Annotated in this window: 12 protein-coding genes and 1 pseudogene; 7 read left to right on the top strand and 6 right to left on the bottom strand. The window is 58.8% G+C overall.

Going from position 1 to position 13,045, the window contains the following annotated elements; genetic code table 11:
- Positions 1-413: pseudogene (locus BN1117_RS19165) on the bottom strand (signal recognition particle-docking protein FtsY); the annotation flags it as partial.
- Between the two features lie 110 nt (positions 414-523).
- On the opposite strand from BN1117_RS19165, the gene rsmD reads away from it, so the two are divergent.
- Complete coding sequence (rsmD, locus tag BN1117_RS15660) at positions 524-1,153, top strand: 16S rRNA (guanine(966)-N(2))-methyltransferase RsmD (RefSeq protein ID WP_040098865.1); 630 nt, start codon at positions 524-526, stop codon at positions 1,151-1,153.
- Positions 1,137-1,433: a DUF1145 domain-containing protein gene (locus BN1117_RS15655; RefSeq protein WP_040098863.1), complete on the top strand. Its 297-nt coding sequence runs from the start codon at positions 1,137-1,139 to the stop codon at positions 1,431-1,433. The genes rsmD and BN1117_RS15655 overlap by 17 nt, the downstream gene beginning before the upstream one ends.
- Before the next feature lie 874 nt (positions 1,434-2,307).
- Here the strand turns inward: BN1117_RS15655 and BN1117_RS15650 are convergent.
- The 5 genes from BN1117_RS15650 to BN1117_RS15630 all read right to left on the bottom strand — a co-directional run bounded on the left by BN1117_RS15650 (position 2,308) and on the right by BN1117_RS15630 (position 7,429).
- On the bottom strand, positions 2,308-3,294 hold the full coding sequence (locus tag BN1117_RS15650; RefSeq protein WP_040098861.1) for a helix-turn-helix transcriptional regulator: 987 nt from the start codon (positions 3,292-3,294) through the stop codon (positions 2,308-2,310).
- Positions 3,295-3,581: 287 nt separating this feature from the next.
- Positions 3,582-3,968, bottom strand: a complete 387-nt coding sequence (locus BN1117_RS15645; protein ID WP_040098860.1) for a SirB2 family protein — start codon at positions 3,966-3,968, stop codon at positions 3,582-3,584.
- Positions 3,965-5,821, bottom strand: a complete 1,857-nt coding sequence (locus BN1117_RS15640) for a monovalent cation:proton antiporter-2 (CPA2) family protein (protein WP_040098858.1) — start codon at positions 5,819-5,821, stop codon at positions 3,965-3,967. The genes BN1117_RS15645 and BN1117_RS15640 overlap by 4 nt, the downstream gene beginning before the upstream one ends.
- Before the next feature lie 67 nt (positions 5,822-5,888).
- Positions 5,889-6,485, bottom strand: coding sequence for a glutathione-regulated potassium-efflux system oxidoreductase KefF (gene kefF / locus BN1117_RS15635; protein WP_040098856.1), 597 nt, complete (start codon positions 6,483-6,485; stop codon positions 5,889-5,891).
- Positions 6,486-6,586: 101 nt separating this feature from the next.
- Complete coding sequence (locus BN1117_RS15630; RefSeq protein WP_040098854.1) at positions 6,587-7,429, bottom strand: LysR family transcriptional regulator; 843 nt, start codon at positions 7,427-7,429, stop codon at positions 6,587-6,589.
- A gap of 142 nt (positions 7,430-7,571) precedes the next feature.
- On the opposite strand from BN1117_RS15630, the gene BN1117_RS15625 reads away from it, so the two are divergent.
- The 5 genes from BN1117_RS15625 (at position 7,572) to BN1117_RS15605 (ending at position 12,956) form a co-directional block, all read left to right on the top strand.
- Entirely contained in the window at positions 7,572-8,294 is a 723-nt protein-coding gene (locus tag BN1117_RS15625) for an SDR family oxidoreductase (RefSeq protein ID WP_040098853.1), read from the top strand.
- Positions 8,295-8,383: 89 nt separating this feature from the next.
- Positions 8,384-8,707 carry a hypothetical protein gene (locus tag BN1117_RS15620; RefSeq protein ID WP_005342845.1) on the top strand — a complete coding sequence of 108 codons (324 nt, stop codon included), beginning with the start codon at positions 8,384-8,386 and terminating at the stop codon, positions 8,705-8,707.
- Positions 8,708-8,753: 46 nt separating this feature from the next.
- Positions 8,754-9,185, top strand: coding sequence for a DUF411 domain-containing protein (locus BN1117_RS15615; protein ID WP_040098851.1), 432 nt, complete (start codon positions 8,754-8,756; stop codon positions 9,183-9,185).
- 234 nt (positions 9,186-9,419) lie between these two features.
- Positions 9,420-11,573, top strand: a complete 2,154-nt coding sequence (locus tag BN1117_RS15610) for a S9 family peptidase (RefSeq protein WP_040098849.1) — start codon at positions 9,420-9,422, stop codon at positions 11,571-11,573.
- A 411-nt stretch (positions 11,574-11,984) separates the two neighbouring features.
- Positions 11,985-12,956 carry a TAXI family TRAP transporter solute-binding subunit gene (locus BN1117_RS15605; protein WP_040098847.1) on the top strand — a complete coding sequence of 324 codons (972 nt, stop codon included), beginning with the start codon at positions 11,985-11,987 and terminating at the stop codon, positions 12,954-12,956.
- The last annotated feature ends 89 nt before the right edge of the window (positions 12,957-13,045 follow it).

Below are 13,045 nucleotides of genomic sequence, written 5' to 3'. Positions count from 1 at the left end.
GCCTCTTCTGCGGCACGAGCTTCGGCAGCAATACGGGCCTCTTCTGCAGCGCGGGCGTCGGCGGCAATGCGAGCGGCTTCAGCGGCACGATCCTCTTCGGCGATCAGTGCTTCATTGACAATCACCGGCTCCAGATCGGAAGCGCACTCCTCCACCACCAGCGGGCCGCGGTCGTCCAGCTCGGTCGGCGGACAGCAATCATCTTGTAAAACGGGATTCTGTGCGCTGGCAGGCACTTCGGGGGCCACAGCCGGCGTACTATCGGAAGCTGTTGTATCGGAAACAGGAGCGGGGGTAGCAGTGACCTCGGGCTCTACAGTGATGGGGATGGCTTGGGGTGTCTGTGGTTGGACAGCCTCAGCCTCTTCTTTCTTGCGGCCGAAACCCAGCCAGGAAAACAAACCTTTTGCCATCTAAAAATACTCACATCAAAGGCTGACTGCTAAGATAGCCGTCCCTTGGCGGGTCGGCATAAAAATGAACCGCCTTATACTACCACTTTATTTTCTGACGATGAAACGCGATGCCCAGAGTGAAATCCAGCCGTAGCAACCCGAGCAAAAGTCCCGCCCCGCAAGGGAAAGCGGGCTTTGTAAGAATCATCAGCGGCCAGTGGCGCGGCCGCAAATTGCCGGTCAAGGATGTGGAGGGGCTCAGACCCACCACGGATCGCGTCAAGGAGACCATCTTCAACTGGCTGGCTCCCCACATTCGCGGCACCCGCTGCCTGGACCTGTTTGCCGGCAGCGGCGGCCTTGGGCTGGAGGCGCTGTCGCGTTATGCCGAGCAGGTGACCCTGATCGAACTGGACAAAGGTGCCGCCGACCAGATCAAGAAGAACCTGGCCACCCTCGGCTGCAGTCAGGGTCAGGTGATCCAGTCTGATGCGCTGAGCTGGCTACAAGGCCCGGCGACGCCATTTGATCTGGTGTTCCTCGATCCGCCGTTTCGCCGTGAGCTGCTGCCGCAAGTTTGCGAACTGCTGGAGCAGCGCGGCTGGCTGGCAGCGGACGCACTCATCTATCTGGAGCGGGAAAAAGAGATGGCCGATCTGGCGCTGCCTGCCAGCTGGCAACTACTCAAGGACAAGCAAGCAGGCCAAGTCTGCTACCAACTCTATTTACGGGAGGTAAACAATGAAGCGGGTCTTTAATCTGTTGGCGATGGGACTAGTACTGTTTTTCTGGTTTGGCGTCATTTTCAGCCTGTTTGCCCCCCTGCCGGGCAAACTCAATGATTTTTTGCCCGTTTGTGGCGTCATCGTGGCCCTGTTTCACTGGCTGCAAGCCAGTATGCTCGCGTCAGCCTGCAAGCGCTACTTTACCGTCACTCGTGCCGAGTTTGTCGGGGTACTGATTTTTGGGGTATTCGCCATGATGGATATTCGCCAGCGCTTGAAGGCGATCGTTGAAGCGGCACAGCAGGACCATTGAGCCTGATCTGCAAAGGCAAAAAAGAAAAGGGGACGGCATAGCCGTCCCCTAGAGTCGTATCGTTCTGTCCGTAGAACTGCAATGCTCCCTGCAATCCCTGACGTTATCCTAATCCTTTGGAATATCCCCTTTCCAATCCGTTGGCGTGTCCTGCGGCGTTCCTGGCCTGGCAATTCATCCTGAACTGCTTCACAGTCTCCATCCTGGAGGTGTCCATTACCACGTCCTGTGGGGGTCCTTGCGTCTTCCTGACAGATAACCATCCGGGTTATCTCACTTCATCCTGAAGTATTCCTCTCGCATCCGGCGAGGTCCTGTTCATCCTGAAGAACGAGGTTCCGTTCGTTCTGCTCCCATCCCGAGAGTGTCCTGCCGCATCCCGCGGTGTTCCTTTATTCATCCGTGACGATAATCATCCTGATTATCGAGCTCATCCTGAGGTGTCCCTGGTCCACATCCTGCGGACTATTCCATCTTTATGCGCTGCCCTGCATCCTGCCGAACCAGCTCCGTCCTTGTGAGACTCATACTAAGGAAATGCCCACCCCGAACAAGGGCCATCCGATAATAAAAGTCAGATGCCGATCCCATCAAAAAAAACAAACTTAAAAACTAAACCTTAAATATCAATAATTTATTTAGTTTCACTGGAAAGCTAGATCATTCTGGCATGGCTTCGCGTACGGTTCAAAGCGCCGGCCTCTTACAGTCGCCATGGCAGATCTCTTACACAGGTTTCGCCCCCAAAAACGGGGCAAGAAAACGGTTCAATCCTGCCGTTAATACTTAAAAATTAGTTGAATAAATATGCTTAAAAAAACCGCAAAAAAAGAGCCGAGACCAGGCTCGACTCTTCAACATTCCAATTTTTTAATCAGCTCAAGCGGTTGGCCGGATTGAGATAGGCCTTGCGCAGCGATTCCGGTGCCAGCACCTCCAGTTCACCGCCGATGTTGTTCAACCAGCTGCGAAACTCCGGGGTGTCCTGCACTTCAGTCTCCACCACCACGCTGCGCTTGTCATAGCGGGTCATGCGTGGATTGTTGCCGGGGATCTGGTTATCCAGCAGCGACTGGCTGCTGGCGTCGATCCGGCCGACGAAGCGGATCGGACCGCTCATATCCTGATAGCCCTGATCGCGGATCAGCTTCTGGATATTGAAATCCTTCGGCTGGGTGGCGCTGAAGTTGGTCAGCTCCACGTTCTTGATATGGTCAAACGGGATGCCGTAGACCTTGGGATCCAGCTCGGAGAGGGTGCAGAGCAGGATCGGGCCGTCCGGCTGATTGAGAATGCCGAGCGGGTTGATACGGTCATAGCAGAGCCACACAGTGCGCTCTTTGATTACGCGCTGGATCTCGGCACTGAACTTGCGGCCACGCCAGAGCGCATCGCGGATCAGAGTGCTGCGGCGGATCTCCGGGTTGCCGGCAAACGGACGCGGTGACTGGTGGACACTCTCCAGCCAACGTTCGGCCAGTTCACTCTGGCTGTCGCGGATCACCTGGCTCGCCTTGTCGACCAGCGGGTTCAATTCGGTCAGTACACTCGCAGGCAACAGTTGGCTCGCCTGATCACTCCAGGTTTTCAGGGCCACCGCCAGCGAGAGCGGCATGATATTGGCAAAGTCGTTGAGGCCGTGGCGCTCGAAGCACCAGCCATGGGGTTTGCTGCGCTCGTCCGAGGTGAGGTCGAACAGTCCCATGCCGGACATCTCCTCCAGGTCCCGTTGCACGGTACGCAGACTGACGTGGATGCCTTCCTCTTCCAGTTTTACCTGGAGTTGGCTGGCGGTCAGCTTGTAAGGGCGGTGCGGGATGCAACGCGCCAAGGTCAGTTGTCGTAACAGCTTCTTGCTCATGGTGCTTGCCTTCACTGGTTTAGCGTTGACTGTATGCTAGTCGTGACTTGCGACAGTCTATGTCGCAAGTTTTGCTGCGACAACTGTCGCCATTTTCATACAAAACGCACTAAACAATTGATTTACAAAGACAATGCACTCAAAAAAGGAGCCGCTAGAGGTTAAAATTAGCCAAAAATCCCTCAAATGAAAGTTCTATGTTGCGATTTATTGTCAGCATAAAACTTCAATTAATTAATTCATCGTAGAATATGATTTCAGGGGAGAGCATGACTCTCCCCTTTTGCTCACATCAGCCACGACCAGGCTGACTTGGTGATGGCCGCACCGACCATGTAGCCAAACACCGCCAGCGCCGCCATGCCGGCCAGCAACTTCTGGCCGCGAGCCGGACGCTTGAGCGCCATGACACCCAGACCGATATAGAGCGCCAGTGCAATCAGCTTGGCCATCAGCCAGGGTTGCTGACCCGGACTCATCTGCAAGGCCACCGCCAGCAGCACGCCAAACAGCAGCAGGAAGGTGTCGTTGATATGAGGCAGGATCTTCAGCCACTTCTGCTGCAACCGATCGCTGCCAGCCAGCGCCAGACTCCAGCGATAGATAAAGAGCAACAGACTGACCAGCGCCAGCGTCATATGCAGGTGTTTGAACATGAGGTAATAGGCAATCATTTTGCTTCCTTGTCGTCGTCGGGTAGCCCGCTATTCCAGTTGTGGGCATGGATACGCTCCTGCCCCTCCTCGTCGTCTTGCAACAGATCGGAGAGGATCTCCCGGTATTGCAGGCTCTTGTTGATATAAGTGTGTTCGTCGTCCAGATAGTTGACCTGCTCGCGCAACAGCCAGTTATCGTGCTGCTTGAAGGTCTGCCCCGCCCGCCAGGCCTGGTTGGCCCGAAAACCGAGCTGGGTCAGGGCTTCCACCCCCAGATCGACCGCCGAGCCCAGGGTTTCCCGATGCACGCTCTCGACCCCGTGGCGCAGGATCTCGTGGGCATGGGGTCGATCCAGCGCTCGCGCCAGTATCTTCAGGTGCGGGAAGTGCTTCTGCGCCATCTCGATTACCGCCAGCGAGGTCGCCGGATCGTTGATGGAGAGTACCAGTAGCTTCGCCTTGTGCGCCCCGGCGGCATGGAGCAGGTCGATCCGGCTGGCATCACCATAGAAGACCTGATAGCCATACTTGCGCAACGTCTCTATCTGGCTGGCATCCTGCTCGAGGATGGTGGTGCCGATGCCGTGACCATGCAGCAGACGCCCCACGATCTGGCCGAAGCGGCCGAAGCCCGCGATGATCACCGGGTGCTCCACCAGCTCAGGTTGCTCATGCTGCGCTGTATCGCTCTGGTTACGGTAATCGAACCAGGGCTGGATCACCCGATCATTGAGGATCAACAGCAGCGGGGTCAGCGCCATCGAGAGTGCCACCACCAGCGTCAGCAGTGAGATGGTCTCGCCGGGCAGCACCCGGTTCTGGGCGGCAAACGAAAAGAGCACGAAGGCAAACTCACCGCCCTGTGCGAGCGCCAGCGCGAAGGTCCAACGTTGACTCGGCGAGATGCGGATAATGAAGCCGAGCGCCATCAGCACCAGCCATTTGAGCAGCAGCAGGCCAATCACCAGAGTGGGTATCAGGAAGGGGTGCTCGGCAAACAGCCCGAAGTCGATCCCCGCCCCCACCGACATAAAGAAGAGGCCGAGCAGCAAGCCCTTGAACGGCTCTATGTCCGCCTCCAGCTCATGGCGATATTCGCTGTCGGCCAATACCACGCCCGCGAGGAAGGAGCCAAGTGCGGGCGAAAGCCCCACCGACTCCATCAGCACCGCGATGGCGATCACCAGCAGCAGGGCGGCGGCGACGAAGATCTCCCGCATATGGGACTGGGCGATGGCACGAAACACCGGCCGCATCAGGTAGTGGCCACCCAGCACGATGCCTGAGATGGCCGCGACTACCAGCAGACCATGCTGCCAACCCGCCAGCTCGGAGCCGCCACTGCTGGCGACCGGCGCGATAGCTAACAGCGGCAGCAACGCCAGGATCGGAATAACGGCGATATCCTGAAACAGCAACACCGCAAAGGCGGAGCGACCACTCTCACTCACCATCAATTTGCGCTCCTGCAGGCTCTGCAGAACGATGGCGGTGGAAGAGAGTGCCAAAATGAGGCCGATGGCCAGCCCCTGTTGCAGTGGCAGACCGATCAGGTGCGCCACGCCAGTCAGCGTTGCCGTGGTGAGCAGCACCTGCAAGCCGCCAGTGCCGAGGATCGGCCCTTTCAGCTGCCACAAGAGGGCCGGACGCAACTCCAGCCCGACCAGAAACAGCATCAGCACCACGCCAAACTCGGCGAAGTGCATCACATCCTTCTGCTCCCCCACCAGCCCCAGCAGGAAGGGGCCTATGATGATCCCCGCCAGCAGATAACCGAGCACCGAGCCCAGCCCCCAGCGTTTGGCCAGCGGCACCGCGATAACGGCAGCGGAGAGATAGATAAAGGCATCAAGCAGGATCCCGTGGCCCATCAGTCAGCCCTCCGTGTGAACGTTGGATCCGGCTTATAAGCTCGGCCAACAAGCTGCCCGTGTTTCATCAGAGCACCTCCAGCAAGTCGCGCAGATAAGGGCGCCCGGCCAGCTGCTCCGGGGTCAGCTGATCGTCACGCAAGGCGCAAAGCAGCTGACGATAATCCTGCCCACAGCGGCGCAGGGCGGCGGGATCCTTGATCTTGTGAAAGGAGTGCAGCACGAAGGGGGGCAGCCAGTTCATGCCGCACAAGGTAGCAGCCTGTTGAAATGGCAGCAGAAAATCGAGCAGCGGTCGGCTGTTGTACCCCTCGCTGCAATAGGACTCCGGCGCCCCGCCGGTGGTGATGGCGCTCAGCCACTGCTTGCCCTTGAGGGCGTGGGCTTCGGGGCCGTAGGCATAGCCATACTCCAGCACCAGGTCCATCCACTCTTTCATGATGGCCGGGCAGGAGTACCAGTAAAACGGGTGCTGAAAGACGATGATGTCGTGCTCACAGAGCAGCGCCTGCTCCCCCTTCACATCGATAAACATGTCGGGATAGTGCTGATAGAGGTCGTGAACCTTGACCCCCTCCAGCCCCTCAATCGCCTGCAACAGCTGCTTGTTGGCCCGCGAGCTCTGCAGCGCGGGATGGGAAAAAATAACCAGAATGCGTTTCATGACCACATCACCCGAACAAAGCCTTGCGGTGCAAGGCGCGGTAAACAGAAAAGGGGAGTCTGGGGAGCTGCATCGTAAAGGTGCACAGGAGAGCGACCTTATCAGGAAGCGCCATAGCCTGCCAACTCGGGGATCAACTCCCGCAGCGCCGGATTGAGGGTCTGGTGGGCGGGATAGCAGAGCCCGATCCGGCGAAACATCCGTGGCCCGCTCACCGGCAGGGTGCAAAGCCCAGCTTCATCCTCCACCAGCCCATCCGGCAGAAAACTGATGCCGACCCCCGCCAGCACCAGCGCCATCACCAGCCCCTTGCTCTCGGCCTTGGCCACCAGATTGAGGGTGAGCCGGTCACAGGCCAGCAGGCCGATAGTCTGCTGATGGGCTTCGCAGGGTGGGCACTCAATAAAATCATAATGTTGCAGCTCGGCCAGCTCGATCCTTTCGCGACTTGCAAGGGGATGGTCGACCGGCACGCAGAGCACGTAATCCTCCTCCCACAGCGGCAGAAAGATCTCGTCCTCCCGGCGCAAGGCATCCAGCGTCAAGCGGCAGTCGGCGGGTGTGGTGTAGTCGGAGAGGGTGAGATCCAGCTGTGGCAACACGCGCTGCACTTGCTGCAGCAGCCCGGCCACCCGGCGGCGACTCAAGTCCGGCATGATGGCGATATTGAGCCGCGCACGCGTCGCCTTCTGGCGAAACAGCTCCGGCAGACGGCGCGCCTCCTCCACCAGCTTGACCGCGTGGGGATAGAGATAGTGGGCCGGATCTTTCGCCACCACCCCCTTCTTACCCCGGATAAACAGGCTGTCACCGAGCGCCTCTTCCAGCTGGCGCAGCCCTGCCGAGAGGGAGGGCTGGCTGACGTGGCAGCGCTCGGCCGCCGCCGTGATGTTCTTCTCTTCATAGATGGCGATGAAGAAACGCAGCAATCTCAAGTCCAGCATAAACCAACCATAGTTTTTTCAGATGATAACCAGCGGAAAACAATATTTATCACTTATAGATGCAGTGACTATAGTGATTGGGTTCCGTGCTGGCCAGCCACCTGTTTGCTCAAACCGACTCTTGAATCAGAAGGAAAGACCCATGTCCAAATCTCTCGTCGTGATCACCGGCGCCTCCGCCGGGATCGGTGCCGCCATCGCCCGTGCCTTCTCTGCCGCCGGTCATCCGCTGTTGCTGCTGGCCCGCCGGGTCGAGCCGATGCAGGCTCTCGGTCTGCCGAATACCCTCTGCATCGGGGTCGATGTGACCGACACCGCCGCCATGAAAGCCGCCGCCCAGCAGGCAGAAGCCAAATTTGGCCCGGTCGGCTGCATGGTCAACAACGCCGGCGTCATGCTGCTGGGTCAGGCCGATGTGCAGGATCCCGCCGAGTGGCAGCAGATGCTCAACATCAACGTGATGGGAGTGCTGAACGGCGTCCACGCAGTGCTGGCAGGCATGAAGGCGCGCCGCAGCGGCACCATCATCAACATCAGCTCCATCGCCGGTCGCAAGACCTTCCCGAACCATGCGGCCTACTGTGCCACCAAGTTCGCCGTGCACGCCCTGACCGAGAACATCCGGGAAGAGGTGGCCGATGTCGGCGTGCGGATGGTGACCATTGCCCCGGGTGCAGTGGAGACCGAGCTGCTCAGCCACACCACTGACGAGAGCATCAAGGCCGGTTACCACGACTGGAAAGATCAGATGGGCGGCGTCATTGCGCCGGAAGTGATCGCCGATGCCGTGCTCTACGCCTGGAACCAGCCTGCCAACGTCTGCGTGCGCGAGATCGTGCTGGCGGCGACCCGTCAGCAACCTTGAATCCTGGCTGACTGACACCATGGGGAGGGCTTGACCCTCCCCCGGGGCACAGGGTTACCATGTGCCCCTTGTTTCTTCTGGGTCATTCCATGGTTCTCACCCGTCGCCAACTCGCTCACGCCCGTCGCTGGCTCCCCTTGTGGAGTCTGGTGCTGGTGTTGATGTCGTTTGGCAGCCGGGCCGCAACCGACCTCTGTACCCTGACTACCCACTGCAGCCAGAGCGAGCGTACCCTGGAAAAAGCGATGCCCTGCGGCAGCTTTACCACCGCCCTCTCGATGACGCTGGTAGGCAGCGACAGCCTGACGGTCGCCGTGCTGGAACCGGATACCCCCGACTTCGCCTCCCCCTCTCTCTTTATGCCGGACGCCCCGTGCGAGCGGCTCGAACGTCCCCCACGCACTCAGATCTGACACCCATCCCGTATCGGGCATCTTTTCTTTCAATCTGAGGTGAGTGATGTACAAATCCCTGTTACTGGCCATGCTGGCCGGTACCGTCAGCTTTTCGGCTCTCGCGGCCGAGAAGATGACCGTCTACAAATCCAAATATTGTGGCTGCTGCCAAAGCTGGAACGAGCACATGGAGCAGAATGGCTTCGAACTGGAGGTCATCGAAACCGAACAACTCGGCGCAGTGAAGCAGCAATACGGTATCGCGCCGGAACTGGCTTCCTGCCATACCGGTATCGTAAATGGCTATGTGATCGAGGGGCATGTACCGGCCGCCGATGTACAAAAGCTGCTCAGGGAAAAACCGGCGATCCGTGGCCTGACCATTCCGGGCATGCCCCAGAGTGCGCCGGGCATGGATATTCCGGGCCATCCCTATGAGGTACTGAGTATCACCAACGAGGGCGCGACCAACCGCTGGTCGAGCTACCCCGGCTGACGAAAACTGGTCATGAGAGGGCACTCCCATATCATGTGAGGCACACCTGAGCGGACTCTTGCCGCTCATGGCCAGAAAGAGGGCCGCTATCGCGAGATAGCGGCTTTTTTTGATTACATTTCCTGCAATAACAAGGGATTGCTTGCAACCACCGGCAACAAGGGGCAGATTTAACGCCAATTCATGGAGCCGATGCTCAGGTCTACCAACCCTTTCCAGCGCCAAGGATGCGACATGTTTACCTTTTCCCGAGGAGTTCTGCTGCTAGCCTTTCTGACAGTTCTCCCCCCTACTTATGCCAATGAAGAGCCCGCCATGCTGACAAGCGAACATCCAATCCAGCCGCCCGTGGCCGCCAAACATCCCCGCACTCTGAAAAAACACGGGGATACCCGCATCGACAACTACTACTGGCTGCGTGACGACGAGCGGCAGAAGCCCGAGGTATTGGACTATCTCAAGGCCGAGAACGCCTATACCGAGGCCATCCTCAAGCCGACCCAACCCCTGCGCGAACAGCTCTACAAAGAGATGGTCGCCCGCATCCCCCAGCAGGATGAGTCGGTACCCTATGTGAAGAACGGCTACCGCTACCAGACCCGCTATGAGCCGGGCAAGGAGTACGGGATCTACTCGCGCACCAAGCTCGGTGAAGAGCAGGCGAGCCTGCTGCTCGACAGCAACCTGCGGGCTGAAGGGCACGAGTTCTATGCCCTCGGCGCCCTTGAGGTGAGCCGCAACAACCGCTGGCTGGCGGTGGCGGAAGATTTCCTCTCCCGTCGTCAGTACCAGATCCAGTTCCTCGATCTGGAGAGCGGCCAGTGGGCCACCGACAAACTGGAAAATACCTCCGGCAATCTGGTGTGGGCCAACGACAACAAGACCGTCTTCTATGTGCGCAAGCACCCGCAGACCCTACTGCCCTATCAGGTCTATCGCCACACGCTCGGGACGGATCCGGCCACGGACAAGCTGGTCTACGAGGAGAAGGATGACTCCTTCTACATCAGCCTCTACGCCACCACCTCGGAAGATTTCATCGTCATCGCCCTCTCCAGCACCACCACCGGCGAAGCGCGGCTGATCGATGCCAACCAGCCGGAGCACGCCCCACGCCTGTTCCTGCCCCGTCAGGTGGATCACGAATACAGCCTGGATCACTACCGCGGCCGCTTCTATGTGCGTTCCAACAAGGATGGCAAGAACTTCGGCCTCTACGAGACCAAGGAGAGCCCGGTCGATCGCTGGAAGGCGGTGATCGCCCCCAATCCGGACGTGCTGCTGGAGAGCTACGCCCTGTTCAAGGATTGGCTGGTACTGGAAGAGCGCAACAAGGGGCTGACCCGACTGCGCCAGATCAACTGGCAGAGCGGTGACGAGAAGGAGATCGCCTTCGACGATCCCGCCTATGTCACCTGGCTCGCCTACAACCCGGAGCCGGATACCAGCGCCCTGCGCTATGGCTACTCCTCCATGACCACCCCCGCCTCCACCTATGAGCTGGATATGGCGAGCGGCAAGCGCACCCTGCTCAAGCAGCAGCCGGTGGCCGGCTTCAAGGCCGACCAGTACGCCAGCGAGCGGCTCTGGGTGACCGCCCGCGACGGTGTATCGGTGCCGGTGTCGCTGGTCTATCGCAAGGACAAGTTCAAGAAAGAGCAGGCCGATGCGCCCAAGAATCCGCTGCTGGTCTATGGCTATGGATCCTACGGCGCCAGCATGGATCCCGACTTCAGCAGCTCGCGCCTGAGCCTGCTCGATCGCGGCTTCGTCTACGCCATCGCCCATATCCGGGGTGGCGAAGAGCTGGGCCGTCACTGGTACGAAGATGGCAAACTGCTGAAAAAGCAGAACACCTTCAATGACTTTATCGATGTCACCAAGGCGTTGGTGGAGCAAGGCTACGGTGCTAAAGATCAGGTCTACGCCATGGGCGGCAGCGCCGGTGGTCTGCTGATGGGGGCCGTCATCAATCAGGCGCCCGAACTCTATCGCGGCGTGGTGGCGCAGGTGCCGTTCGTCGATGTGGTCACCACCATGCTGGACGAGTCTATCCCCCTCACCACCGGGGAGTATGACGAGTGGGGCAACCCGAACCAGAAGCGCTACTACGACTACATGAAGAGCTACAGCCCCTACGATCAGGTCAAGGCGCAAGCCTACCCCAACCTGCTGGTCACCACCGGGCTGCACGACTCGCAAGTGCAGTATTGGGAGCCTGCCAAGTGGGTCGCCAAGCTGCGTGAGCTGAAGACAGATGATAACAAGTTGTTACTGAATACCGACATGGACGCCGGCCACGGCGGCAAGTCGGGCCGCTTCAAAGCCTACGAGGATATCGCGCTGGAATACGCCTTTATTCTGGATCTGGCCACCCCAGCCAACTGATCCCTCATGGTCCCGGCCCTTGCCACGCAAGGGCCGCATAAGAATCCCCCTTAGTTTTTCCCTCTTCCATTTCCCGCTACATCAAATTAATCTTCGGCAAGAAAATGAATGATCGAGGTCATGTTTCTCAAGATTTAACTCCGTTATTTTGCCATTTCGTTTGATTTATGTTGGGTGAATGTGCTTAATCGGAGTGCTTGCAACTTTTTATTTGGCCCCTCAGGGGCCAATTTATCTTTGCCCGGCAAGAGGTGGGCAGCTCCACCTCAGGATGAAGATGAGTGCCGGGAAAAGGGCGAGTGCGCCCCTGATTTCGCGCAGCGAGAAGTGTGGGCAAGCCCGGCGCAGAGCGGGGTTGCCATCAATTTATCCGGAGATCGGATAAACAAAATCAAAGAAAAGGGAGAAAAAATGAAAGGATTAACCTTGGCATGCGCCCTGTCGGCGGCTCTGGTCGGTGTCTCATTCGGTGGTCCGGTACAAGCGCAGGAGCGCTTCGTGACCATAGGCACCGGCGGTCAGACCGGCGTCTACTACGTGGCAGGCCAGTCCATCTGCCGCTTCCTCAATCGCGGCACCGCCGATCACCAAATCAAGTGCAACGCCCCGGCCAGTGGCGGCGGTGTTGCCAACGTCAACGGCATCCGCAGCGGTGAATTCAACTTCGGCATCATGCAATCCGACCACCAGTTCAAGGCGATGAAAGGGCTGCCACCGTTCCAGGCCGAAGGGGCCATGGACGACATCCGCGCCGTCTTCTCCCTGCAGAGCGAGGTGTTCACCATCCTGGCTCGCCGCGATGCCAAGATTGCCAGCTTCGACGATCTGAAGGGCAAGCGGGTCAACATTGGCAACCCGGGCTCCGGCCAGCGTGACACCATGGAAGAGATCATGGCGGTCAAAGGCTGGAAGAAGGGTGACTTCGGTCTGGTCTCCGAGCTGAAACCGGCCGAACAGGCCTCCGCTCTGGGTGACAACAACATCGACGCCATGAGCTACTTCGTGGGTCACCCGAACGGCGCCATTCAGGAAGCCTCCACCACCACAGATGCGGTACTGGTACCTGTGACCGGCGCCGACATCGACAAGCTGCTGGCCGAGAAGAGCTACTACAGCAAGGCCGAGATCCCGGGTGGCATCTATAAGGGCAGCGATCAGCCGACTCCCTCCATCGGCGGCAAAGCGGTACTCTCTACCAGTGCCAAGGCAGATCCGGAAGTGGTCTATCAGCTGGTCAAGTCAGTGTTCGACAACCTGGATCGTTTCAAGCGCCTGCACCCGGCCTTTGCCGACCTGAAAGAGGCCGACATGATCAAGGTGGGTCTCTCTGCACCGCTCCATGAAGGGGCTGCCCGCTACTACAAAGAGCGCGGCTGGCTCTGATTGAAGGCCCCGGGGCCTTTGTCACCTCTTCGACACCCGTCTGCCGCCTGATGCGGAGGCGGGTGTCGCTCTTGTTGTACTCGTTGGCA

The sequence above is a fragment of the Aeromonas australiensis genome (genome assembly GCF_000819725.1).
Lineage (GTDB): Bacteria > Pseudomonadota > Gammaproteobacteria > Enterobacterales > Aeromonadaceae > Aeromonas > Aeromonas australiensis.
Note: the sequence above shows the minus strand (reverse complement) of the source record. Positions and strands in the feature narration are given on the sequence as shown.

Coding starts and splice junctions, on each gene's coding strand:
- BN1117_RS15610 (WP_040098849.1), top strand. CDS start 9,420: ATGTTTACCTTTTCCCGAGGAGTTCTGCTGCTAGCCTTTCTGACAGTT.
- BN1117_RS15625 (WP_040098853.1), top strand. CDS start 7,572: ATGTCCAAATCTCTCGTCGTGATCACCGGCGCCTCCGCCGGGATCGGT.
- kefF (WP_040098856.1), bottom strand. CDS start 6,485: ATGAAACGCATTCTGGTTATTTTTTCCCATCCCGCGCTGCAGAGCTCG.
- BN1117_RS15645 (WP_040098860.1), bottom strand. CDS start 3,968: ATGATTGCCTATTACCTCATGTTCAAACACCTGCATATGACGCTGGCG.
- BN1117_RS15615 (WP_040098851.1), top strand. CDS start 8,754: ATGTACAAATCCCTGTTACTGGCCATGCTGGCCGGTACCGTCAGCTTT.
- BN1117_RS15650 (WP_040098861.1), bottom strand. CDS start 3,294: ATGAGCAAGAAGCTGTTACGACAACTGACCTTGGCGCGTTGCATCCCG.
- BN1117_RS15620 (WP_005342845.1), top strand. CDS start 8,384: ATGGTTCTCACCCGTCGCCAACTCGCTCACGCCCGTCGCTGGCTCCCC.
- rsmD (WP_040098865.1), top strand. CDS start 524: ATGCCCAGAGTGAAATCCAGCCGTAGCAACCCGAGCAAAAGTCCCGCC.
- BN1117_RS15655 (WP_040098863.1), top strand. CDS start 1,137: ATGAAGCGGGTCTTTAATCTGTTGGCGATGGGACTAGTACTGTTTTTC.
- BN1117_RS15630 (WP_040098854.1), bottom strand. CDS start 7,429: ATGCTGGACTTGAGATTGCTGCGTTTCTTCATCGCCATCTATGAAGAG.
- BN1117_RS15605 (WP_040098847.1), top strand. CDS start 11,985: ATGAAAGGATTAACCTTGGCATGCGCCCTGTCGGCGGCTCTGGTCGGT.
- BN1117_RS15640 (WP_040098858.1), bottom strand. CDS start 5,821: ATGGGCCACGGGATCCTGCTTGATGCCTTTATCTATCTCTCCGCTGCC.